The 23,337-nt window shown below is 45.6% G+C and carries 20 protein-coding genes; 19 read left to right on the top strand and 1 reads right to left on the bottom strand.

Translation table 11 applies throughout. The features are described from left to right. The 6 genes from FGL37_RS01895 (at position 1) to FGL37_RS01870 (ending at position 6,686) form a co-directional block, all read left to right on the top strand. The gene (locus FGL37_RS01895) at positions 1-882 is read left to right on the top strand and encodes a tyrosine-type recombinase/integrase (protein ID WP_028069995.1); all 882 of its coding nucleotides are present in this window, start codon (positions 1-3) and stop codon (positions 880-882) included. 14 nt (positions 883-896) lie between these two features. Continuing rightward, positions 897-1,253 (top strand): ribosome hibernation-promoting factor, HPF/YfiA family, encoded by a 357-nt coding sequence (hpf, locus tag FGL37_RS01890; protein ID WP_028069996.1) that lies wholly within the window; start codon positions 897-899, stop codon positions 1,251-1,253. A gap of 163 nt (positions 1,254-1,416) precedes the next feature. Further along, entirely contained in the window at positions 1,417-1,791 is a 375-nt protein-coding gene (locus FGL37_RS01885; protein ID WP_028069997.1) for a DUF6686 family protein, read from the top strand. A 380-nt stretch (positions 1,792-2,171) separates the two neighbouring features. Next, positions 2,172-2,699, top strand: a complete 528-nt coding sequence (locus tag FGL37_RS01880) for a ferritin (RefSeq protein WP_028069998.1) — start codon at positions 2,172-2,174, stop codon at positions 2,697-2,699. 133 nt (positions 2,700-2,832) lie between these two features. Next, positions 2,833-5,601, top strand: a complete 2,769-nt coding sequence (locus tag FGL37_RS01875) for a TonB-dependent receptor (protein WP_138096657.1) — start codon at positions 2,833-2,835, stop codon at positions 5,599-5,601. A gap of 116 nt (positions 5,602-5,717) precedes the next feature. After that, positions 5,718-6,686: an NAD(P)H-quinone oxidoreductase gene (locus FGL37_RS01870; RefSeq protein WP_028070000.1), complete on the top strand. Its 969-nt coding sequence runs from the start codon at positions 5,718-5,720 to the stop codon at positions 6,684-6,686. Here FGL37_RS01870 and FGL37_RS01865 read toward each other — a convergent pair. Further along, positions 6,675-7,538, bottom strand: a complete 864-nt coding sequence (locus FGL37_RS01865) for an AraC family transcriptional regulator (protein ID WP_028070001.1) — start codon at positions 7,536-7,538, stop codon at positions 6,675-6,677. The two genes, FGL37_RS01870 and FGL37_RS01865, sit on opposite strands and share 12 nt — an antisense overlap. Positions 7,539-7,682: 144 nt before the next feature. Between FGL37_RS01865 and fucP (FGL37_RS01860) the strand changes: the two genes are divergently transcribed. The 13 genes from fucP (FGL37_RS01860) to FGL37_RS01800 all read left to right on the top strand — a co-directional run bounded on the left by fucP (FGL37_RS01860) (position 7,683) and on the right by FGL37_RS01800 (position 23,141). Beyond that, complete coding sequence (gene fucP, locus FGL37_RS01860; protein WP_028070002.1) at positions 7,683-8,948, top strand: L-fucose:H+ symporter permease; 1,266 nt, start codon at positions 7,683-7,685, stop codon at positions 8,946-8,948. A 9-nt stretch (positions 8,949-8,957) separates the two neighbouring features. Beyond that, positions 8,958-9,290 carry an L-rhamnose mutarotase gene (locus FGL37_RS01855; RefSeq protein WP_028070003.1) on the top strand — a complete coding sequence of 111 codons (333 nt, stop codon included), beginning with the start codon at positions 8,958-8,960 and terminating at the stop codon, positions 9,288-9,290. A gap of 3 nt (positions 9,291-9,293) precedes the next feature. Next, positions 9,294-10,952: a UxaA family hydrolase gene (locus FGL37_RS01850; protein WP_028070004.1), complete on the top strand. Its 1,659-nt coding sequence runs from the start codon at positions 9,294-9,296 to the stop codon at positions 10,950-10,952. Between the two features lie 21 nt (positions 10,953-10,973). Next, the gene (locus FGL37_RS01845; protein WP_028070005.1) at positions 10,974-12,287 is read left to right on the top strand and encodes an alpha-L-fucosidase; all 1,314 of its coding nucleotides are present in this window, start codon (positions 10,974-10,976) and stop codon (positions 12,285-12,287) included. 2 nt (positions 12,288-12,289) lie between these two features. Next, positions 12,290-13,054, top strand: coding sequence for an SDR family NAD(P)-dependent oxidoreductase (locus FGL37_RS01840; RefSeq protein ID WP_028070006.1), 765 nt, complete (start codon positions 12,290-12,292; stop codon positions 13,052-13,054). 27 nt (positions 13,055-13,081) lie between these two features. Next, on the top strand, positions 13,082-13,939 hold the full coding sequence (locus tag FGL37_RS01835; RefSeq protein ID WP_028070007.1) for a fumarylacetoacetate hydrolase family protein: 858 nt from the start codon (positions 13,082-13,084) through the stop codon (positions 13,937-13,939). A gap of 20 nt (positions 13,940-13,959) precedes the next feature. Beyond that, on the top strand, positions 13,960-14,787 hold the full coding sequence (locus FGL37_RS01830; protein ID WP_028070008.1) for an amidohydrolase family protein: 828 nt from the start codon (positions 13,960-13,962) through the stop codon (positions 14,785-14,787). A 10-nt stretch (positions 14,788-14,797) separates the two neighbouring features. After that, a complete protein-coding gene (locus FGL37_RS01825; RefSeq protein WP_028070009.1) occupies positions 14,798-15,589 on the top strand; it encodes an L-fucose dehydrogenase in 792 nt (263 codons plus the stop codon). Positions 15,590-15,926: 337 nt separating this feature from the next. Next, positions 15,927-17,075 (top strand): glycoside hydrolase family 172 protein, encoded by a 1,149-nt coding sequence (locus FGL37_RS01820; protein WP_028070010.1) that lies wholly within the window; start codon positions 15,927-15,929, stop codon positions 17,073-17,075. Between the two features lie 10 nt (positions 17,076-17,085). After that, positions 17,086-18,336 (top strand): DUF6786 family protein, encoded by a 1,251-nt coding sequence (locus FGL37_RS01815; RefSeq protein WP_028070011.1) that lies wholly within the window; start codon positions 17,086-17,088, stop codon positions 18,334-18,336. A gap of 4 nt (positions 18,337-18,340) precedes the next feature. Further along, positions 18,341-20,104 (top strand): L-fucose isomerase, encoded by a 1,764-nt coding sequence (locus tag FGL37_RS01810; protein WP_028070012.1) that lies wholly within the window; start codon positions 18,341-18,343, stop codon positions 20,102-20,104. Positions 20,105-20,131: 27 nt separating this feature from the next. Continuing rightward, positions 20,132-21,478: an L-fucose:H+ symporter permease gene (gene fucP, locus FGL37_RS01805; RefSeq protein ID WP_051606892.1), complete on the top strand. Its 1,347-nt coding sequence runs from the start codon at positions 20,132-20,134 to the stop codon at positions 21,476-21,478. Positions 21,479-21,491: 13 nt separating this feature from the next. After that, the gene (locus FGL37_RS01800; RefSeq protein WP_028070013.1) at positions 21,492-23,141 is read left to right on the top strand and encodes a ribulokinase; all 1,650 of its coding nucleotides are present in this window, start codon (positions 21,492-21,494) and stop codon (positions 23,139-23,141) included. Positions 23,142-23,337 lie beyond the last annotated feature (196 nt).

Raw genomic sequence — 23,337 nt, 5'->3', positions numbered from 1 at the left:
ATGTTGGAAAAGGAGTTTATTCGTTTTTTACAGATTGAAAAAAGGTATTCGGAACATACGGTGATTGCCTATCGGCATGAGCTGGACATGTTTCGGGACTTTTTGACCGCCGAAGGACTGGAGGTGAAGGATGTGGTCTACCGTGATCTGCGCCATTACTTTGCGCAAATGATGGAAGGCGGTAAAAATGCCAGCTCTGTTAACCGGAGTATGTCGTCGTTGCGTACCTATTTCAAATTTCTGCAGCGGGAGGATTATATTGTTAAGAATCCGATGACCTTAATCAAGGCTTTAAAAACAGCTAAAAAGTTACCGGTCGTGGTCGAGAAGGATAAGTTGGTCCGTCTATTGGATCACATGGAGCAGCAACAGGAGGATTTTGAATCCTGCCGCAATTACATTGTGATGGAATTGCTCTTTGGTACAGGAATCCGCCTGGCCGAATTGTTGAAAATTAAGGAACAGGATATCGATTTTTTTAACAAAAAAATCCTTATATTAGGTAAAAGGAACAAAGAAAGGCTCGTTCCGATAAATGATGTTTTACTGAAAGAATTGAAAAACTATTTACAACAAAAAGCGACGCAATTTGTTGATACTGATAATAGCTTATTGATCGTGACCAGAGCGGGGAAACCAGCGTATGCCAAGCTGATTTATGATATTGTGCATAAGCATCTGACGCTGATTTCTACCCAAGGTAAACGAAGCCCTCATATCTTGAGGCATACGTTCGCAACCGCCCTGTTGGACAATGGGGCCGATTTAAATGCAATTAAAGAACTGCTGGGACATGCAGGCCTGGCGGCAACGCAGGTCTACACGCATAACTCAGCAGAGCGATTGAAGTCAATTTATAAACAAGCTCATCCAAAAGCTTAAAAAAAGGAGGAAAAATGAACATTACTGTGCAATCCATTCGATTTAATGCGGATCAGAAGTTAATCGAATTCATTAAAAAGAAAACAGGAAAATTGGAGCAGTTTTTGGATTCAATCATCGGTGGTGAATGCTATCTTCGATTGGAAAATGTTGATGACGAGGCGAACAAAATTTCGGAAATAAAACTGAATATCCCCGGAAGCCAACTTTTTGCAAAAGGACAGGCGAAAAGTTTTGAAGAGGCAACTGATATTGCCGTTGAATCTATTCGTAGACAGATTAATAAATATAAAACAAAATCAAAAAATACAGTCATTAATAATCGTAAAGAAGTCTTGTTAGAGGAGGAAGAAGAGGAAGAATACGATTAAAATATATACATACCCATGTTGTAGAGGAGGTCAGGTCATACTGGCCTCCTTTTTTATACAGGAAAAATCTTATTTATAATAAATCAAAATAATGTAATGTTTTACTTGGATTGATTATAAATAATATTTACTTTTGGGCAGTCAAATGATAAGAGGAATAGAAATGTCAGAATTGGTTTGCCCGTTAGCGAATGTAGAAGAGGTATTTTCTACCGCCGCTGGTACAGTTTATCAATGTAGCCGTAAAAATTGTTTCTGGTTAGCTTATAATAATAGCACCACTTCTTTTTCAGTTTCGGATTTTTTGAAGTTCAAGAAAAGAATTGATACCATAGATGTGGAGCGTATGCTCAATGATACAACTCGTTCCTCAGATTTTGAAATTGTGATGCCATTTCGTACGGAGCGCTGTTTTATCCTTTCAGTGGAGAATATACTTGAACTACGCGAGCTTCTGGATGGCGCCAAATTTATGATTGAATTAAACAGTGTCGTCAGAACCTGCCTGCAGGTATCACCTTTCGCTGTATTGGCCTAGGCTGACGTATGCTAATACAACATAGTAGCTGCGGTGTATTTTGATAAATATACACCGCAGTTTTTTGTATAAGGCCTCCTTATTTAAATTAAAATTAAATAACAGGTCGATGGGCCTAAATCCAGCAAGCCGTAAATTCTGCTTTTTTAAAGCGATTTAAAGCCTCATTGTTTTCATTTATTGCCTATTGAAAGTTTCGATCAGCTGTATTTGTAATTGTATTGATTCTAAACAAGTTGCATTTTTATTGGCTAATTTAGACTGAATTTGTATTGCATATTCTTTATACAAATTGTTTAAATGCGATGTATCTTTGTAATGAAGTCGGGTGATCGGATTTATCGCCCGAGATTGTTTTAGAAATTAAACTTAAGGAAAATATGAAAGATTTATTGAAATTAAAATCTTCTTTAAAAGAAGAAATCGAAAATATACTTAATGCACAGATCAAGGTAGAGGCACACTCGTCAGCATTGTATCTAGCGATGTCATCTTGGTGTGATGACCAAGGTCTGGAAAATGCAGCGGAGTTTTTTGCGAGACAGTCCAATGAAGAGCGCGAGCATATGCTGAAGCTTTTTAACTATATCAACAACCGTGGTGGACGTGCGATCTCTCCGGAGATTACAGGGATCCCACAGGACTTTGAGTCTTTCCGCGGTGTATTTGAACAAACCCTGGAGCAGGAAATGTTTGTGACCGAGCAGTTTAACAACATTGCAGACAGATGTGCAAAAGCAAAAGATTATGTGACGTTCAACTTTGTACAGTGGTTTTTGGAAGAGCAAGTGGAAGAAGAATTTGTGGCGCGACGCATTCTCGAATTATTCGATGTTATCGGTGAAGAGGGTACGGGCCGCTGGGAAATTGACAAACACCTTGTTAAAGTTTCTTTTGCTGGTGAGTAAAAGATAGAAAGATTTATCCGAAAGAACGAGCTGTTTTCCCGACAGCTCGTTTTTTTTTATACAAAATCACAACTTTTTACGTTAATAGCTTAAGAATTCTTATATTGAATTGTATAATTGCAAAGTCTATTTGATGGAACTAAGGGGCGGGAATATCATCCGGTTTATACTTTTGTTGTCTATTATAAGCTTGTTTTTTCTGCCAGGGATCACTTTTGGCCAGTCGACAAAAAAAGAAGTTTATGGACTTGTTGTAGATACAGCTGGCAGGCCGCTAAAAGGTGTTAATGTCCACTTGACGAGCTCCCGCGATACCTTGTTCACTTCCACATCCGTTACAGGTTACTTTCATTTCAGCAGGGTGCTGGGCAACGATATCCGTATAAGCTGCAGCCAGATCGGTCTCAGTATACTGGAACGGAGTTACCCGCTCTACAGCAGCACGACAGCTAAGCTGGATGTCGGCAAATTGACGATGTTTCCACATGTTTCGCTGCTCAAAGAGATTGTAATCCAAAAATATAAACCCATTGTCTACAAACAGGATACAGTACAATTTAATCTGGATGCTTTTCAGTTTGACCGTCGGGCATTACTGGAGGAAGCACTTAAAGCGCTGCCAAATGTACAGGTTTCGCGTGACGGCTCTGTCTATGCTTTTGGAAAGCCTATTTCCTCGGTCAAAGTGGATGGCAAGAAATTTTTTGGCGGTGATGTGCTGACAGCTACGAGAAACCTGCCGGCGGACTTTGTAAAAAACGTGCAGATTATCGATTTTTATGGTGATGAAGCGACAGCCAAAGGGGTCAAAAACACCGAATCCGAAAAGGTGCTGAATATTGTTCTCAAGGAAGACAAGAAGAAAATCACCTTTGGCCAGGCAACTTTGGGCGGCGGTTCTGCAGAGCGCTACCTCGGCAGCATAGGGGTCAATAGATTTGACAATGGAAAGGAATACTCTATTGTTTCTTCGACTAATAATACAAACACCAATCTTTTTTCATTTGGGTCGCCCAATGGGGGAGAGCGCGAGCGGGAGATGGGGGAGCTCGCGGATTTTGCGGACCCTACTGATGGAGTCAATAAAATCAGCTCAGTGGGAGCTAGTTTCTCCAGCCCACTGTCCCGAACAGTGAATGCCAGTGGGAGATATAGCTTTACTCAGCGTAACAACTATACCGAAGGGAATTCATTCCTGCAATCCATCTATAAATCCGGCAAGGGCGTCAACAATTCCATTAGTAATTACGAAGATTACAAAATCAGGTCCGTAGACCGTACGCATAAGATGGACTGGGACTTTGACATGAAGTTGTCCCCAAAAGACCAATTAAAAGTTTCCCCGAAACTTTCCTGGTCCAATTCGGCTGGACAGACTTACAAAGACAGACGTCTTCGGAACAACAGTCTGAGCAGTACTGGGCGTTACGGTGCTGTCAACAGCAGCGAAAGTCCGGCTGCCGCCCTCGATCTTTTTTATGTACGGAGCTTCAGCAAGCCCGGCCGAAAAATACTCTATACCTTTCATACCGATTTTAATTCGCTCGATAAGGATGAAGAGCTTCGTGATGCCAATAGTGCGATAGACAGCAGTTCAACCGAACCTCGGAGAACGGAGACATTTCTCAAACAGATGATCCGTTCGGACAATCAGAATACCAACCTGCAGAGCCGGCTGTCTCTGGTTGAGCCTGTCGATCTGGGGGGTGTTCTGGAAATCAACTACGACTTCGACTATACCAAAATAGATGCAAATCGCTCAACCTATGATACAAAGGATGAGAGTATCAACCCAATTTTGGTGGATTCGCTCAGTCTCAGATACAACTATGCCTTTGCCAGCAATAAAGTTGGGATGATCTACCGGCATGATCTCGGCGAAAAGGTCAAAATGAGCTTTGGATTTGCGGTGCAGCCATCAGAACTGACGGGGACTTCTACCGACAAGGCGATCAGGACATCATATTCGAATGTGAATCTTGTGCCATCTACTGGCCTCAAATGGAAGTTTACCAAAGAAGAAGACCTGTCGATAGACTATTATGGACGCAATAATCAGCCTAACTTCTATCAGATACAACCTGTCGTGGACAATACCAATACGCAGAATATTATTATCGGCAATAAGGATTTAAAATCCGAGTTTGCCCACAGTTTTGTTTCTAAGTATCGTAAATCCATGACAAGGCATGGACAGTATCTCGAAGCGAGCCTCGCTTTTAATTTGGTAAACGACAAGATCGTGGCCAACCGGACGATCGAACAAAACTCGACTGTTCAGAAAACCAGTTACCGCAATACCGAGGGATATTATGATATTAAAAGCTACTATCTCTTTACGGCATCATTGCTGTCTGACAATTTGCAGATGAGCCTTAATGGCAATGCCGACTATTACAACAACATATCCTATATCAATGAAAAGAAGAGCTTTGGCGGCCATTTTTTACTCACGCAGGCGATCCAGTTTCGTTATGCCTGGAATGATATTTTTGAAGCTGAGTTAAATGGCAACTATTCTTTAAACCGGGCTACATTCGACTGGCCGGTGCAGGACAATATAACGGCGCATTCCGGAATCGTGGGACTCGGGTCCAAGGCTTATCTGGGCAAGCATGTAACGATGGGACTGGAGGTCTCCCAAAAATTTAACGCGGGGTATTCCAGTTCGTGGAATAATATAAATCCAACCATTATCAATGCATATATGGAGTATACTTTTGGACGTAATAATCTCGGTATGCTACGGTTTCAGGGATTTGACCTGATGAACCAAAATACCGGAATCTCGCGTGCTGTTGTCGGCAATGATATCCTTGATGTTCAGAATAACCGTCTGGCACGCTATTTTATGCTGTCCCTCAATATCCGCCTGCAAAAATATCCCAAAAAGTCGGGATAAATTGTCCAGCAGCAGCGTCTTGGAGACGGAAGTATGCGCTTGTTCAGGAAACTGCAATAGTGCGCAGCAAAACTAAATGTTGATAGACCAAGTGTCACCTATAATAATTATTGCAAATGAAAGCAGTTGTCATCACAATGCCGGGTGGACCGGAAGTCCTCCAAGTAGCGGAGAGGGCGCGTCCCCGGATCAGCGACTCGGAAGTGCTGATCGAAGTCCGCGCTGCGGGAGTTAACCGGCCCGATGTTTTTCAGCGAAAGGGAAACTACCCAGCGCCTCTGGGCGTGGATCCCAGGATACCGGGTCTGGAGGTAGCGGGCGTGATCGTCGAAAAAGGGAGTGCCGTAAAAGACTGGAATATCGGTGATCGGGTGTGCGCTCTGGTGGCAGGCGGTGGTTACGCAGCATATGCTGCCGTGTATCACGGACATTGCCTTCCCATTCCGGATGCGCTGAGTTTTGAGGAAGCCGCCGCGTTGCCCGAGACGGTTTTCACCGTGTGGGACAATGTCTTCCGCAGAGGGATGCTACAGGCAGGAGAAGGGTTGTTGGTGCATGGTGGCGCTGGGGGAATCGGGAGTACCGCCATTCAGCTTGGGGCGCTGTTCGGAGCAAGCGTATATACAACCGTCAGTTCACCGGAGAAAGCCGCTTTCTGCCTTTCCCTTGGTGCGGTCAAAACCATAAATTATCGGGATGAAGACTTTCAGCAGGCCTTGGCTGGCCTGCCCGTGGATGTTATCCTGGACAGTATCGGCGGATCCTATTTTGAAAAGAATGTCAACCTGTTGAATGCTGATGGCCGGCTGGTGTATATCAATGCAATGGAAGGTGCAAAAGTGGAGCTGAACTTACTCAAGCTCATGCAGAAGCGAATAGTGCTAACCGGTAGTACACTACGCGCCAGGGACCGGCAGTTCAAAGAAGGCCTACGCGATGCAATCTGGTCTAGTGTATGGCCCAAAATTGATTCGGGCGATTTTAAACCGGTGTTATTTCGCGTACTTCCATTTCATGAGGCTGCCGAAGCCCATCGTATCATGGAGGATTCTGTGTTGCTTGGTAAGGTTGTGCTAAGCTTTTAGCTTTTGAAAGTTGAGTGGCGTTGTGCCGGTGATATTTTTGAAATATTTATGGAAACTCGAGAAGTTCTGGAATCCAGAATCGAAGCAGATCTGTTTGATCGTATGTTTGTTTTCCCGCAAAAGGTTGCAGGCGGTCTTGACACGCATCTCGATCAAGAACTGAAAAAGCGTTTTGCCTACCTGTGATTTGAAATAGCGGCAGAATGAATTTGGCGTCATGCCAGTCAGAGAGGCCAGTTCCTGCAAACGGATCTGATCGCGATAGTTCTCACCAATATATTGCATGGCGATCCGCATGCGGTCGGCATCCTGATTCTGTAGCTGCACCGTAAACGTCTCGCTGGTGAGCAGGTCATGTTGCTCCTCGGCGGCGACGCACACCAGGATCTCCAATAAACATACGATCCGTGCCGTGCCTGCACTACGTAGTATATCGTTGATATACTGGATTGTTTTCGACTTGCTTTTCGCAGAAAGTGCAATGCCACGTCTGGCCGTGCGCATCAATTCTTTGATCTGCTGATTTTCGGGTAAATTAATGAAGTCATGTCCCCAAAAATTCTCTTTAAAATGTATGACGCGAATATCCGCCGGCTGAGGCTGATCCTTTTTTAAATAGATCTCGTCAAATAACCAATAATGTGGAAGATTGGAGCCGACCAGCGTAATATCACCGGACTCAAAACGCCGTACACTGTCTCCAATAAACTGGGTGCCGGATCCTTTGGCAAAATAGATGAGTTCAAGCTCTTCATGATAGTGCCAAAGGTTGTGATATTGTGGCGTACTATCCTGTCTGGCATTGAAGGAATGGGCGAGGTGTTTATTTAGATGGAGCAATTGCGCTTTCATAACTATGAAATATATGCAATAAAGTTACGTATTTCTAGGTAGGGATGGTAATATAGCTTAATAAAATGATAATATACCTGAATATAGTCTAGTATTTTTAAGTTTATTTTACATTTAAATAACTACTTATAAGCGTTTGAAACTATGACTAACAGAAAGAGTTACACATTTGCCCTGATTTTGGTAACCTCCCTTTTCTTCTTCTGGGGATTTATCCATAACCTGGATCCCATATTGATACCACATTTGCGGAATGCCTTCAGTTTAACCCATTTTCAGGCTTCGTTGGTCGATTCGGCGGTGTTCATTGCCTATTTTGTGATGGCTATACCAGCAGGGATTATCATGAAGCGCTACGGTTATAAGGCCGGTATTTTGATTGGCTTGCTATTTTTTGCCATCGGATGTTTTCTTTTTGTACCGGCTGCCAACACCATCAGTTATACTTTCTTTTTGGGCGCTTTATTTGTAGTAGCCTGTGGTCTGACGATATTGGAAACAGCGGCTAACCCGTACGTGGCCATTCTAGGCGATCCGGCCTCATCTGCGCAACGGCTTAATTTTGCTCAGTCGTTCAATGGGCTGGCTGCCTTTTTAGCCCCTATATTTGGTGGTAAATTCATCTTGTCGCATGCCCCCAAATCGCAGGAGGAACTTGCCCAGATGACAGAACAGGCCAAACTGGCCTATATTCAGTCCGAGACAGCTTCGGTGAAGATGCCTTATCTGATTCTGGGGATATTGATTTTGTTGATCGCAGCACTGTTTTTCTTTACGAAGCTTCCGGATATCAAAGACGATGAGGAGGAAGGGAAGGCGGGCTTTTTTCATGCACTCAGGCATAAAAACGTACGCTGGGCCGTAGTTGCCCAATTCTTTTACGTCGGTGCGCAGGTTTGTATATTGAGCTTCTTGGTACTGTATGCGACCGAAGTGGCGGGAATATCGGGAAAAGACGGTGCTGATTACGCGGGTTTTGCCGGATTGGCGTTTATGCTGGGCCGCTTTATCGGAACCTTCTTTATGCGTTTTGTCACGGCGTCCAGATTGCTTATCATGTATTCGTTTATCACCATCGCACTATCCCTGGTTGTAATCTTTGGAACAGGTGAGGCGACGCTTTACGCGTTGATAGGTATTGCATTTTTTATGTCCATCATGTTTCCGACGATTTTTGCCTTTGGTGTACAGGGGATAGGGGCAGACACCAAATCTGCTTCTAGCCTGATTGTCATGTCAATCGTCGGTGGCGCATTGTTGCCACCGCTCCTCGGTTTAATCTCGGATAAAACAGGTCACTTTCAATACGGATATGTTGTGCCCCTGGTCTGCTTTATTGTTGTATTGATCTTTGCTTATCAGAACAAAGATGTCCGTATTGACGAAACAGAAAATCTTAAATCACATTAATAAACAGGAATGAAAAAATATGTCATGGCATTGGATCTAATTGATGATCCACAGCTGATCAAGGAATATGAAGACTATCACCGTGCAGTATGGCCAGAGATCAAGCGTTCGATCCTCGACGCGGGCGTGACGCAAATGGAGATCTACCGGTTCGGGAATAGGTTATTCATGTGTATGGAAGTAAGCGAGGACTTTTCTTTTGAGCGGAAAGCCACTATGGATGCCGCCAACGAAAAAGTACAGGAGTGGGAGCAGCTGATGTGGAAATATCAGGCTGCAATACCTGGGGCCAAAGCGGGGGAGAAGTGGGTAATAATGGATAAAATATTTGAATTAGTATAAGTTATGGCCATACAACGCTATTTACAGATCCACCCCATGGACAATGTTCTTGTTGCATTGCAGGATCTGGCCGAGGGGACGACGATTGTTTTTGGAGACAAAGAATTTACACTCAAACAGGCTGTTGCTGCCAAACATAAATTTACCATCCAGCCGATGAAGCAGGATGCCAGCGTGTTTATGTATGGTGTTTTAGTGGGAAAGCTAAACCATGATTTGCTGGCGGGTGAACTGATCACGACAGAAAACTTGCGGCATGCGTCCGAAGATTTCCGCATGGGGGAACGCAAGACCGGCTGGACGAAGCCGGATGTCTCTGCATTTAAAGATAAGACCTTTAAGGGGTTCCACCGCTCTAACGGAACGGTCGGAACGGCCAACTACTGGCTGGTCATACCACTGGTATTCTGCGAAAACCGTAATGTACTGACGTTAAAAGCTGCATTCGAAGAAAAACTGGGCTATAAAGTGAATGCAAATAACTATGTCTCGGAGGTAGAAGATCTGATCACGTTATACAAATCGGGCGCGGATGTGAACCAGATTCTTGCAAGGAATCTACAGGCGGATCCAGCATCAGTACGGCACGAACGCCTATTTAAGAATGTCGACGGAATCAAATTCCTCAATCATGAAATGGGATGCGGAGGTACACGCATGGATTCAGATGCCTTATGTGGCCTTTTGGCAGGATACATTACTCATCCCAATGTTGCAGGGGCGACGGTGCTGAGTCTGGGCTGTCAGCATGCACAGGCCGCTATTCTGAAAGCAGAGATTGCAAAAAGAGATCCGGACTTTGACCGACCAGTCTATATTTTTGAGCAGCAAAAAGAAGGTACTGAAAAGGAGCTGATGCAAAAAGCCATTAAGGCGACATTTGCGGGTATGATGCAGGCGGATCAGCATGAGCGCAGGCCTGCAAGCCTGGACAAGCTCTGTGTTGGGCTGGAGTGCGGTGGGTCAGACGGATTCTCCGGTATTTCAGCTAATCCGGCACTCGGATATGTTTCCGATATCTTGGTTGCTCTGGGCGGTTCGGTGATCCTGGCCGAGTTTCCTGAGTTATGTGGGGTGGAGCAGGAATTGAGCGACCGGTGTATTGATGAGGCTACTGCCGAAAAATTTATGACGTTGATGCGTACCTATAACGCCAAGGCCGAAGCTGACGGTTCGGGATTTTATATGAACCCCTCACCGGGCAATATACGTGATGGTCTGATTACGGATGCCATAAAATCTGCTGGAGCGGCTAAAAAGGGTGGAACTTCACCTGTAGCTGCAGTGGTCGATTATCCGGAACTGGCCAATGGGCCGGGATTGAACTTGCTGTGCACGCCGGGCAATGATGTGGAGAGCACGACCGCGGAGGTGGCAGCAGGAGCTAATATTGTGCTATTCACAACAGGCTTGGGAACGCCCACGGGCAACCCGATCACGCCGGTGGTCAAAATATCCACCAATACAAAAACTTTTGAAAAAATGCCCGATATCATAGATCTCAACTGCGGGACTATTATCGAAGGTACGGAAAGTATCGAGCAGGCGGCATATCGAATCCTCGATTATGTGATTGCAGTCGCCTCAGGTGAAATAAAACCAAAAGCAGTACTGTTGGGGCAGGATGATTTTATACCATGGCGAAGAGGCGTGTCACTATGATGAACCAATAATAATATCTATATGAAACTGAAACATGTCATCTGCGGTCTGGCGCTGTTCATGGGGGGTATCTCCCACAGTTATGGCCAGCAAGCTTACCAGCCAAGCCCTGAAAATTTAAAAAATAGGGAATGGTTTGAACAATCCCGGTTTGGCGTTTTCATCCATTGGGGAGTATATAGTGTCCTGGGAGATGGTGAATGGGTGATGAACAATCAAAACATCAGCTTGGACGAATATGGACTGTTGCCCAGATTCTTTAATCCACTTGCTTTTAATGCAAAAGAATGGGCAAAATTATTCAAACAGGCGGGTGCAAAGTATATTACGTTCACAACCCGGCATCACGATGGTTTTTCGATGTGGAATAGCCAGGTATCTGACTATAATGTTGTCCAAAAATCACCATTCAAGCGTGATATCGTGAAGGAGCTGGTGGAAGCATGCCGTGCCGAAGGGATAAAAGTCATGTTTTATTATTCCTTGCTGGACTGGAAGCGAAATGATTACTTGCCGGCCGGAAAAACCGGCGGCGGTATCGCTGGTCGGGATTCGACCAAGGGTGACTGGAATCACTATGTACAGTTTATGAAAGATCAGCTGACCGAACTGCTTACCAATTATGGTAGGATCGACGGCATCTGGTTTGACGGGCACTGGGACAAGCCAAAAGCAGACTGGCATTTCGAGGAGATCTATGCCTTGATTCACAAGCTGCAGCCACAGTGCCTGGTAGGCAATAATCATCATCTGGCACCGTTTGAAGGTGAAGATTTTCAGATGTTTGAACGTGACCTGCCCGGGGAGAATACGACCGGTTTTGGGACGAAAGCGCATGATGTCGGTACATTGCCGAAAGAGGTGTGTGGTACAATAGCCGGCTCCTGGGGATTTGAGCTGAAGGACCGGACCCGAAAATCCTTTAAGGAGGTGCTGACCTATCTCCTCAAAGCTGCGGGCCATGGTTCCAACCTCCTGCTTAACGTAGGGCCGATGCCAAACGGTGAAATACAGGATTATCAGCAAGATCGGTTAAAAGAGCTTGGCAAATGGTTGTCAGTATATGGTGAAACCATTTACGGTACCGAGGCTGGCGGAATAGCACCGACGGATGACTATGTCCTGACGAGAAAGGGCAACCAAGTATACTTGCATGTGCTCAAACCGGAGAAAAAGGATTTGCACATTCCAAATCTTCCATATCAGGTAAAGAAAGTGACAACATTTATCGGAAACAAAGAAGTTAAGTTTAGCAATAAGCAGAATGGTTTGCAACTGGATCTGCCGGCATCGACTGAGGAAACAGATCTGGTGCTGACATTAACAATTAAATAACAATGGGAAAATTAGAACAAAAAGTAGCTGTTGTAACAGGAGGGGGCAGCGGGATTGGACGTGCAATCAGTTTGGAATTTGCTGCCGAGGGTGCGAAAGTTTATATCTTGGACCTCAATGAGGAAGGGGGGGAGGCTGTCGTCGAAGAAATTGAGTCGGCGGGTGGACAAGCGGTATTCAGCCGTTGTAATGTAACAGATCAGCAAGAAGTAGTGACAATAGCGCAAAATATCGGAAAAATTGATATTTTAGTAAATAACGCAGGTATTGCCCATGTCGGCAATTTAGAAAATTGTAAATCAGAAGATTTTGAACGGATTTTTAACGTCAATGTAAAGGGGGCCTACAATGCCCTATACGCGATTGTGCCAATTATGAAAGCGCAAGGTTCAGGGGCGATCCTTAATCTGGCATCGATAGCAGCATGGGTGGGTATTACCGACCGTTTCGCTTATTCGATGAGCAAGGGTGCGATCTATGCCATGTCCATGTCTGTGGCACGGGATTACATGGCATATGGTATTCGTTGCAACAGTATTTCGCCTGCGCGAGTTCACACGCCTTTTGTCGATGGTTTTATTGCTAAAAATTATCCCGGGAAAGAGGCCGAGATGTTTGAGAAGCTGTCCGCCAGCCAGCCTATCGGGCGTATGGCGCAGCCAGAGGAAATTGCCAAATTAGCACTTTTCCTTTGCAGTGATGATGCTGGCTTTATTACCGGAAATGACTATCCGATCGATGGGGGTTTTATCAAGTTGAATAATTAGAGGTTGAAATACTCAATACTATAAAATATGAAGTTAATACGTTTTGGTGCTTTAGGCAAGGAGAAAATCGGCGTTCAGATTGACGGCGTAAATTACGATGTAAGTGCGTTCGGAGGAGATTATAACGAACAGTTTTTTGCGGAAGATGGTCTTGCCCGCCTGGAGGAGTTTGTAAAAGCAAATGAAGGCAAATTAATCGAGATCCCAGCCGGCGAACGCATCGGAGCACCCTTTGCCCGCCCATCAAAAATTGTCTGTATTGGACTGAATTACATGGATCATGCAAAGGAGACTAATGCTCCTATCCCTGCTGAGCCTATTATTTTTATGAAATCCACCACGTCACTTGTGGGACCGTACGATAATGTGATGATTCCGAAAGCATCTGTGAAGACAGACTGGGAAGTGGAGTTTTGTATTGTAATTGGTAAAAAAGCGTCTTATGTTGAAGAAAATGAAGCGCTGGATTATGTGGCTGGCTACGTGCTTCATAATGACGTATCAGAACGCGAATACCAATTGGAACGCGGCGGCACCTGGGACAAAGGCAAAGGCTGCGATACCTTTGCGCCGATGGGCCCCTTTATGGCGACCAAGGAGGAGATCAAAGATATCAACAATGTACGTATTTGGTTAAAAGTCAACGGTAAAACTTACCAGGACGGTAACACCAAGGATTTGATCTTTTCCATTGCCCATGTTGTTTCCTACGTGTCTCAGTTTATGACCTTACTGCCGGGCGATGTCATTTCTACGGGTACTCCTGCCGGTGTGGGGCTTGGATTTAATCCGCCAATTTATTTAAAACCCGGCGATGTCATTGAACTAGGAGCAGACGGTCTCGGCGAATCCCGTCAGACTGTGGTCGCTTATTCGAACAGTTAACTTGGTACGAAATTACGATTATGCGTATAGACACCCATCAGCATTTCTGGAAGTTTGATCCTGTTCGGGACAGCTGGATCACCGGCGAAATGCACAAAATTCAACGCGATTTTACACCGCTTGACATTCAATTTTTGCTCGAACGCAATGGTTTTGCTGGCAGCGTGGCTGTTCAGGCAAGCCAATCTGCTATGGAGACCGCCTATCTTGTCGGACTATCCAAAGAATATGCTTTTATCAAAGGTGTGGTCGGCTGGGTTGATCTCCAGGCACAAGACATCGATCAGCAATTAGCTGACTACCGTTCTGAGTCGATTATAAAGGGATTCCGCCATGTGGTGGAAGGAGAATTGGATCCTGATTTTTTGATCCGTCCGGCCGTATTGAATGGCCTCAAGGCCTTGGCTGAATTCGGGTATACCTATGATCTGTTGATCCGGCCCCGTCATTATGCTGCTACATTGCAATGTGTTGAACAAAATCCCCGGTTACAATTTGTGTTGGACCACATTGCGAAGCCTCCGATCAAATCCCGGGAGTTTGACGAGTGGGCGGCTTTTATTGACCGGCTTGCTGCCTTTCCAAATGTGGTATGCAAGGTGTCCGGTTTAGCGACGGAGGCGGATTGGACAGCATGGAAGCTTGATGATTTCAAGCAATATGTGGATCATATTGTCGATCGTTTTGGTAAGCAACGGATCATGTACGGTTCGGACTGGCCTGTATGTTTGCTGGCAGCCTCATATGAGGAAAGTATAGCCATCGTCGAAGATAAACTGGGGCAGTTCACGACGGCGGAGAAAAATGCATTTTGGGCCGAAAACGCGATACGTATCTATAATCTTTAAGAAAAATACTATGGATCTTCATTTAAAAGATAAAGTTGTCATCGTTACTGGCGGAGCAAAGGGTATCGGGCGTGCGGTGGTGCATGCACTCGCCAGGGAACAGGCGATACCCGTAATCGTCGGACGTAAACAGGCAGATAACGAAAAAGTCAGGGAAGAAGTGGGACAGTATGGCGTGCATGCACTATGTATTGAAGCGGAACTGTCTCGTCCTGAGGACTGTGAGCGGGCTGTCCGGGAGACGCTCTCTGTCTATGGACGCATCGATGGCTTGGTAAACAATGCGGGACACAATGACGGCGTGGGACTAGCTTCAGGGAACTATGAGAAATTTGTTGCTTCTTTACATAAGAATCTTATTCATTACTATCTAATGGCACACCATGCTCTGGATGCCTTAAAGTCGTCCAAAGGAAGTATCGTAAACATTTCTTCCAAAACGGGTGAAACCGGGCAAGGGAATACCTCAGCCTATGCTGCCTCCAACGGGGGTAGGAATGCGCTGACACGGGAGTGGGCAGTAGAATTGTTGCCATATTCCATTCGTGTAAATGCCATCATTGTCGCCGAATGTGCAACACCTCAATACGATAGCTGGATTCAGACCCTGCCAAATCCGGAGGAGACGCTGAAAAAGATTACGGACCGTATCCCCTTGGAAAACCGGATGACGACGGCAGAGGAAATCGCCAATACGACTGTTTTTCTCTTATCGGACAGATCGAGCCATACTACAGGGCAGCTGATTCACGTAGATGGAGGTTATGTGCATCTTGACCGTTCAATCATTGCCGAAGGATAACAGATCTTAAGTTCGTTTAAAGTCTTTTCTAACAAAGAACAACCCCTAACGCAACATTAAAGCCGGAAGAAGTTTCTTCCGGCTTTAATGTTGCGTTAGGGGAATTAATGGTCCTCAGTACTGGCGGATGAAAACACCTGCGAAAAAAAATAAAAAATATTTGTGTATTTAAACGATTAAGCTTATACTTGTGTAACTAAATTATAAACTTACGATCGGTGGCAGATTTTTGACCATTTTTTTTAGCTTTTTTTGTTTAAACGTTTAAGCTAAAAAATGATCAGCTTCCACAAAAACTGATTATAATCAATAAACCCAAATAAATAATAAGAACATTATGAGAAGACTCGTGTTTTTATGGTGTATATTCCTGTTTGGTTATACATCTTCCGCTCAGCAGTTTAACGGCCTCAGCAACCTGTCTAAATTATCCACGGCCAAAAGCAGATCTATTAGTCCTGAGAATTTTACCGGAGCCAAAGGGAAGGGTGGCATGGCTGTTCCCAATGAGAAAGATAGTCCTCGGAACCAGGCAAACGCTTCACGCGCAGCACGGGAGTTGGGGATAGGATGGAAGGTAAACCCTTATGTGCATATTGGTGCGGGTGAAACCTTTACCTTGGCAGAAATAGATGGGTCCGGAGTGATTCAGCATATCTGGATGACCCCCACTGGAAACTGGAGCCAATCTATCATCAGGTTTTATTGGGACGGGGAAACGGAGCCGTCGGTGGAGGCTCCTGTAGGCGCTTTCTTTGGAATGGGCTGGAATCGCTTTGCACCGTTAAATTCGTTGATGATGACGGTAAATCCGGGGAGCGCCTTTAACTCCTACTGGCCCATGCCGTTTCGGAAAAAATGCAGGATAACAATGGAAAATGTAAGTATACATCCCATGGTTCTCTATTATCAGGTCAATTATGCAGAAACACAAGTCGGAGATGATGAAGCCTATTTTCATGCACAATATCGTCGGTCCAATCCTACGGAAGGTTCCTTGCATACCATTCTTGATGGCGTAAAAGGTAAAGGACATTATGTCGGAACTTATTTAGCTGTCGGTGTAAACAATACGGGGTGGTGGGGAGAAGGCGAGGTTAAGTTTTTCTTGGACGGTGACAAAGAATTTGCCACTATCGTGACCACGGGGCTGGAAGATTATTTTTGTGGATCCTACAATTTCGAGAATAAAGAAACACGCCGATACCAGGAGTTTAGTACGCCCTATGCAGGACTTCATCAGGTGATTCGGCCCGATGGTATCTATGATTCACAGCAACGTTTTGGTATGTACAGATGGCACATTGCGGATCCAGTGCGTTTTGAAGGAGATTTAAAAGTAACCGTGCAGGATCTTGGCTGGAGATCTGAAGACCGCTATTTACCCCAAAAATCGGATATGATTTCTGTAGCCTATTGGTATCAAACTGAGCCTCACGGAAAATTTAAGCCTCTGCCCGGCAAGAACGGTATTGAAATCAATTAACGCTTACGATATGAAGAACACCAAATTATTGATGACCATGGTAATATGTTCGGTAATGTTCTCTGGTTGTGATAACCACAATAGAGGGAATAAAGGGGAAGCGCAGAAAAATCCACCCGTATCTGGTTTTGCCAATGATGTCGCGTTCCTCCGTGAGTGGGACAGGGATCTCATTGTCCTTACTGCTGCCCAAAGTGATGCGCAGGTGATCGTTTCGCCCAAATATCAAGGTAAAGTATTTACCTCTACCGCCGAAGGAAAAGACGGGAGGAGCTTTGGGTGGATAAATTACAAAGCCTTTGGGAAGCAAATAGATCCCCATATGAACGCGTACGGCGGTGAAGACCGGCTTTGGCTCGGACCTGAGGGCGGTTCTTTTTCCTTGTTCTTTGCTCCCGGTCGGGAGATGATCTTCGACCAGTGGCACACGCCGGCGGCGATCGATACCCAACCTTGGAACTTAGTATCATCTTCGCAGAAGGCGGTGCGGATGACCAAGGACATGGAGCTCTTGAACTATGCGGGTACGGTCCTAAAGCTCAATATCAACCGTCAGGTAGAGATTCTAGAACCGGGAGAGATTGAAAAAATGCTGTCCATTACATTGGACAGCCAGATCAAAGCGGTGGGATTCAAGACGATCAATGCGCTACGTAATACCGGAGATATAGCCTGGAATAAAGAAACCGGTGCGCCTTGTCTGTGGAGTCTGGATATGTTTACGCCAAGTCCCAAAACGGTAATCGTTATCCCTTATGTTGAGGCGGCAACAGGCAAAGTGGCGACGACGGATTATTTTGGTGAAATTCCTGCCGATAGGATTGTCCGGGAAAAAGGACTGTTGTACTTTAAAGCTGACGGTTTGTCCAGGGGAAAGCTGGGGATCCCGCCACAACGGACAAAACCTGTCGCAGGGAGCTATGCTGCTGATACCGGTGTGCTCACCATTACTCTTTTCGATGTAGACAAGACTGCAACTTATCTGAACCAAGAATGGACAACAAAAAAAGACCCGTTTGTAGGCGATGCAATGAATGCTTATAATGATGGACCATTAGCTGACGGCACTCAGATGGGCCCATTTTATGAGATTGAAAGTGTATCTCCGGGCGCATTTATTGCGCCTGATGGACTGATTGAACATAAACATAGCGTTTTCCATTTCGTCGGTGATATAGCTGGTTTAGATGCGATTGCCCAGCGTGTACTAGGAACGTCCTTGGAACGCATTTCCTCAATTTTTGACAAACCTAAACAATAACTTTATGAAGATCTATCCTAAAATTGGCATTCGGCCGATTATTGATGGCCGCTTGGGTGGGGTCCGTGAGTCGCTGGAAGAAACGACGATGAATATGGCTCAAGCTGTAGCTGACCTGTATACCGCAGAACTAAGGTATCCGGATGGCAGTCCTGTGGTATGTGTAATTGCAGACACCTGTATCGGCGGCGTGAAGGAGGCGGCATCCTGTACTGAAAAGTTCCAGCGCGAGAACGTGGGGGTGTCACTATCTGTTACGCCATGTTGGTGTTATGGATCCGAAACCATGGATATGGATCCTTTGTTGCCGAAAGCAATCTGGGGTTTTAACGGTACCGAGCGTCCAGGAGCCGTGTATTTAGCGGCAACGTTGGCTGCACATAACCAAAAAGGTCTACCTGCATTTGGTATCTATGGTAAAGATGTACAAGATCTGGGTGATCAGCATATACCCGACGATGTGCGTGGTAAATTGTTAGCTTTTGCAAGGGCGGGACTGGCTGTAGCCATCATGCGTGGCAAATCTTATCTGGCAATCGGTTCTGTTTCGATGGGGATAGCAGGCTCTATTGTAGATCCCGATTTTTTTCAAAGCTTTTTAGGCATGCGTAATGAATATGTGGATTCTTCGGAAATTCTACGGCGGATACAGCAGAATATCTATGATCAGGACGAATTCCAGTATGCTCTTCAGTGGACACGCGAAAAATGTCAGGAAGGAGATGATTTCAATCAGGAAAAAAATATTAAAAGCCGCGAGGAAAAAGACCGGGACTGGGAATTTGTGGTCAAGATGACCATGATTATACGCGATCTGATGGTAGGTAACGAAAAGCTGGCCGATAAGGGGTTTGGGGAAGAGGCTCAGGGGCATCATGCCTTGTTGGCTGGCTTTCAGGGACAGCGTCAATGGACGGATTTCCTGCCGGACGGTGACTTCTCTGAGGCCTTATTGAATTCATCCTTTGACTGGAATGGGATACGTGCACCTTATCTTGTAGCCACAGAAAATGATGCCCTGAATGGTGTGTCCATGTTGTTTAATTATTTATTGACAAATACGGCGCAGATCTTCGCGGATGTCCGCACCTATTGGAGTCCTGACGCCGTGGAACGGGTATCGGGATGGAAGCCTGAAGGCAGGGCAGCTGACGGTTTTCTCCATCTGATCAATTCGGGGTCCGCTACTCTGGATGGTACAGGGAAACAGCGCCGGGATGGCAGGCCTGCCCTAAAACCATTTTGGGCGATATCGGATGAGGAAGTTGAAGAATGTCTTCGGGCCACGACCTTCTATCCGTCCAATCGCGACTATATGCGTGGTGGAGGCTTTTCCTCCAAATTTGTAACCGAAGGCGGCATGCCCGTAACCATGTGCCGTCTCAATTTGGTCAAAGGACTAGGGCCCGTGCTACAGCTGGCAGAAGGCTGGACAATCGAGCTGCCTGAACATGTACATACTATCTTGGATGAACGTACCGACAAAATATGGCCGACAACCTGGTTTGTGCCGCGGCTGAATGAAAGTGTAAATTTTGCTGATGTCTATACTGTTATGGCCAGTTGGGGATCCAATCACGGGGCGATTAGCTACGGACATATCGGTGCAGACCTGATCACCCTTGCCTCCATGCTACGTATTCCAGTCAATATGCACAATATTGATCAGCAGGATATTTTCAGACCATCAGCCTGGGGATCGTTTGGTATGGACGGAGAGGGAAGTGATTATAGGGCATGTCAGACATACGGACCTTTATATAAATAAACCGAAGATTCAATTATACGTATCCTGATGAATAATATATCTCAACAAGAAAGGAAAAGGCCACTCTTTGTCAATGAACAAGGTGTAAATTACTTCTTTCCATTTATTTTTATCTGCAGTCTGTTTTTACTTTGGGGCTTTGCGCACGGTTTTTTAGATGTTTTGGATAAACATTTTCAAGATCTCTTGCATGTAAGTAAAGCGCAGTCGGGTTTTGTGCAATTCTCTCTTTACATCGGCTATCTTGCCATGGCACTTCCGGCCGGCTTGTTTATCAAAAAATATGGCTACCAGAAGGGGATCGTACTCGGTTTGGCTATTTTTGCTGTTGGCGCTTTTATGTTTTATCCAGCGGCAATTATGGGCTCGTTTATACCTTTTCTGGTGGCCTTGTTTGTCTTGGCATGCGGGCTTACTTTTTTAGAAACAGCCGCGAACCCTTACTCTACCGTATTGGGCAATAAAGCGGGAGCTGCCAGAAGAATTAATATCTCCCAGTCATTTAATGGTCTGGGTTGGATATTAGGGCCGCTGATTGGTGGGTTATTCGTTTTTGGCAGTGAGTCTACAGGTGAACATGATAAGTTTGATTCTTTGGTTACTCCTTATATGTTGATCGGCGGCATTGTGGTGGTTGTGCTGCTTATTTTCATGATGATTAAGTTGCCGGAGGTGGCCGAAGATTCGGATGCTGCGGGTGAAGAAAATCCGCCGCTACGGAAATTGCTGCAATATCCAGTATTTATGCTGGCTGTTGCAGCTCAATTTCTGTATGTTGCGGCGCAGACGGGTACGAATTCTTTTTTTATTAATTACGTGATCGATGCCGTACCGGATCTGCAGACGCCAATAGCTAGGATCATGCAGCATCTCGGGTACTTTGGGGAATTTTTTATGCCGAGGAACAATGAGCAGGCCGCCTCGATTCTTTTAGCTATCGGAGGCATGGGAGCCTTTTGGATCGGGCGGCTTTCCGGAGCTTATTTTATGCGCTACGTCAGTCCACGGAAACTGCTGATGTGGTACGCTTTCGTCAATAGTGTCCTGGTCGCTATGGTTATGATAGATATGGGGTGGGCTTCGGTCTTTAGTTTGTTTATTACCTACTTCTTTATGTCTATTATGTTTCCGACCATATTCGCCTTAGGTATTCAGGGGCTGGGAACATTGACAAAAAAAGCATCTTCGTTTCTAGTGATGGCTGTGGCAGGAGGAGCTTTTTGTCCTCCAGTTATGGGATTGATTTCTGACCACTCCACGATGGCGATAGGCTTTATTATTCCCCTATTGTGCTACTTGTTCATCGCTTTTTACGGATTCTGGATCAAAGGTAAGCTGAAAACCGAATCGATTACGGTAGGTGCATCCCACTAAAAGGAATCGGAATATGAGAAATGATAAATATGTGATCGGTGCTGATTTTGGAACAGATTCAGTGAGGGCTATCGTATCAAATGCCCAGAACGGCGAAATCGTGGCTTCATCGGTCAGTTCCTACGCGCGCTGGCAGAAGGGTTTGTACTGTCAGGCCAGCCAAAGTCAGTTTCGCCAACATCCCTTGGATTATATTGAAAGCCTGAGCCTTGCTGTACGAGACTGTTTACAACAGGCTGGACAGGAGGTGCAGGAAAATATTGATGCCTTGTCCATGGCGATGACAGGGTCGACCCCCGTAGCTGTCGATACAACGGGGAAAGCCTTGGCCCTATCGGACCAGTTCAAGGACAATCCCAATGCGATGTTTGTCCTCTGGAAGGATCATACGGCTATTCAGGAGGCTGAGGAAATTAATGCGGCGGGACAAAGAGATCCGAATCGCTTTTTGCGATATGTAGGCGGGACTTATTCGTCCGAATGGTACTGGGCCAAATTACTGCATGTACTGCGACACGATGCGGAGGTCAGGGATGCTTGTTATACATGGGTGGAGCACAGCGACTGGATGCCTTTCTTGCTGACAGGGGGGCAGGATGCCAGGCTGATCCGACGGAATGTGTGTGCTGCGGGACACAAGGCATTATGGTCTCCTGATTTTGGAGGGCTGCCCCCGGTGGCGTTTTTCAACAGTATAGATCCAATGTTGGAACCTTATATACGGCGATATGGCGATAAGGTGTACACGGCAGTGGAATCGGCAGGATATTTATGCCCTGAGTGGGCCGGGCGGCTGGGATTATCCACTACTGTACTGGTAGGAATCGGCTCCATAGATGCGCACGTCGGTGCTGTGGGAGGAGAAATAAAGCCTTTCTATATGAGTAAAGTGATCGGAACCTCTACTTGTGACATGATGGTAGTACCCAAAGAGGACATGAAAAATCTCCTTGTCGAAGGAATCTGTGGGCAGGTCGGGGACTCCATTATCCCGGGCATGGTGGGACTTGAGGCAGGCCAGTCCGCTTTCGGAGACGTGTTTTCCTGGTTTAAAGATCTGCTATTATGGCCCCTAAAATCCAAACGGACTTCCGGTGCGCATGAGTTTTATGCCGATATGGAGAAGGATCTGCTCCATGAGCTTAATCAGGCTGCTGCACAGTTGTCTTTACAGGAGGATGATCCATTTGCGCTAGATTGGTTCAATGGCCGGCGGACGCCAGACGTGAATCCTGGTTTGAAAGGTCTGATCGGTGGACTCACTTTAGGGACAACAGCTCCAGCTATTTTCAAAGGATTGGTGGAAGCTGCCTGTTTCGGTTCACGGGCCATTGTGGAGCGTATCGAACGTGAAGGTGTTCGTGTGGAAGGTATACAGGCAATAGGAGGAATTGCAAACAAGTCTCCTTTTGCCATGCAACTCCTGGCTGACATCTTGAACCGTCCTATTCACATTGCGGCAACCGAACAGGTTTGTGCTTTAGGAGCCAGTATGTTCGCTGCTGTGGTGGCTCAACATTATTGTACCATTGAAGACGCAATGGCGCAGATGGGTAAAGGCGACAAAGAAATCGTACAGCCGCGAACGGCATACACGGCACTCTTTGATCAGCGGTATAAGCAATATCTACGTTATGGGAGTCTGCAGGAACAGTCCCCTTAGTACGATCAGATTTAATTTATGACTTTATGCTACTTGTCAAGGCGTTTATATAAGAAGACAAATTTTCTAAATTAGCGGGAATAATTGACAAACTACCCCCACTTTGTAGACAGGTTTTTGAACTTTGTAACTCGGGGCGGACAAGCTGGAAAAGAGAAGTGAATTGGCGTATATTTCGCGGTCGACAATTAGTGAT

Source organism: Sphingobacterium thalpophilum (assembly GCF_901482695.1).
Lineage (GTDB): Bacteria > Bacteroidota > Bacteroidia > Sphingobacteriales > Sphingobacteriaceae > Sphingobacterium > Sphingobacterium thalpophilum.
Note: the sequence above shows the minus strand (reverse complement) of the source record. Positions and strands in the feature narration are given on the sequence as shown.

Coding starts and splice junctions, on each gene's coding strand:
- fucP (WP_051606892.1), top strand. CDS start 20,132: ATGAATAATATATCTCAACAAGAAAGGAAAAGGCCACTCTTTGTCAAT.
- FGL37_RS01865 (WP_028070001.1), bottom strand. CDS start 7,538: ATGAAAGCGCAATTGCTCCATCTAAATAAACACCTCGCCCATTCCTTC.
- FGL37_RS01800 (WP_028070013.1), top strand. CDS start 21,492: ATGAGAAATGATAAATATGTGATCGGTGCTGATTTTGGAACAGATTCA.
- FGL37_RS01880 (WP_028069998.1), top strand. CDS start 2,172: ATGAAAGATTTATTGAAATTAAAATCTTCTTTAAAAGAAGAAATCGAA.
- FGL37_RS01830 (WP_028070008.1), top strand. CDS start 13,960: ATGCGTATAGACACCCATCAGCATTTCTGGAAGTTTGATCCTGTTCGG.
- FGL37_RS01855 (WP_028070003.1), top strand. CDS start 8,958: ATGAAAAAATATGTCATGGCATTGGATCTAATTGATGATCCACAGCTG.
- hpf (WP_028069996.1), top strand. CDS start 897: ATGAACATTACTGTGCAATCCATTCGATTTAATGCGGATCAGAAGTTA.
- FGL37_RS01845 (WP_028070005.1), top strand. CDS start 10,974: ATGAAACTGAAACATGTCATCTGCGGTCTGGCGCTGTTCATGGGGGGT.
- FGL37_RS01820 (WP_028070010.1), top strand. CDS start 15,927: ATGAGAAGACTCGTGTTTTTATGGTGTATATTCCTGTTTGGTTATACA.
- FGL37_RS01815 (WP_028070011.1), top strand. CDS start 17,086: ATGAAGAACACCAAATTATTGATGACCATGGTAATATGTTCGGTAATG.
- FGL37_RS01895 (WP_028069995.1), top strand. CDS start 1: ATGTTGGAAAAGGAGTTTATTCGTTTTTTACAGATTGAAAAAAGGTAT.
- FGL37_RS01835 (WP_028070007.1), top strand. CDS start 13,082: ATGAAGTTAATACGTTTTGGTGCTTTAGGCAAGGAGAAAATCGGCGTT.
- FGL37_RS01885 (WP_028069997.1), top strand. CDS start 1,417: ATGTCAGAATTGGTTTGCCCGTTAGCGAATGTAGAAGAGGTATTTTCT.
- FGL37_RS01875 (WP_138096657.1), top strand. CDS start 2,833: ATGGAACTAAGGGGCGGGAATATCATCCGGTTTATACTTTTGTTGTCT.
- FGL37_RS01810 (WP_028070012.1), top strand. CDS start 18,341: ATGAAGATCTATCCTAAAATTGGCATTCGGCCGATTATTGATGGCCGC.
- FGL37_RS01840 (WP_028070006.1), top strand. CDS start 12,290: ATGGGAAAATTAGAACAAAAAGTAGCTGTTGTAACAGGAGGGGGCAGC.
- fucP (WP_028070002.1), top strand. CDS start 7,683: ATGACTAACAGAAAGAGTTACACATTTGCCCTGATTTTGGTAACCTCC.
- FGL37_RS01870 (WP_028070000.1), top strand. CDS start 5,718: ATGAAAGCAGTTGTCATCACAATGCCGGGTGGACCGGAAGTCCTCCAA.
- FGL37_RS01850 (WP_028070004.1), top strand. CDS start 9,294: ATGGCCATACAACGCTATTTACAGATCCACCCCATGGACAATGTTCTT.
- FGL37_RS01825 (WP_028070009.1), top strand. CDS start 14,798: ATGGATCTTCATTTAAAAGATAAAGTTGTCATCGTTACTGGCGGAGCA.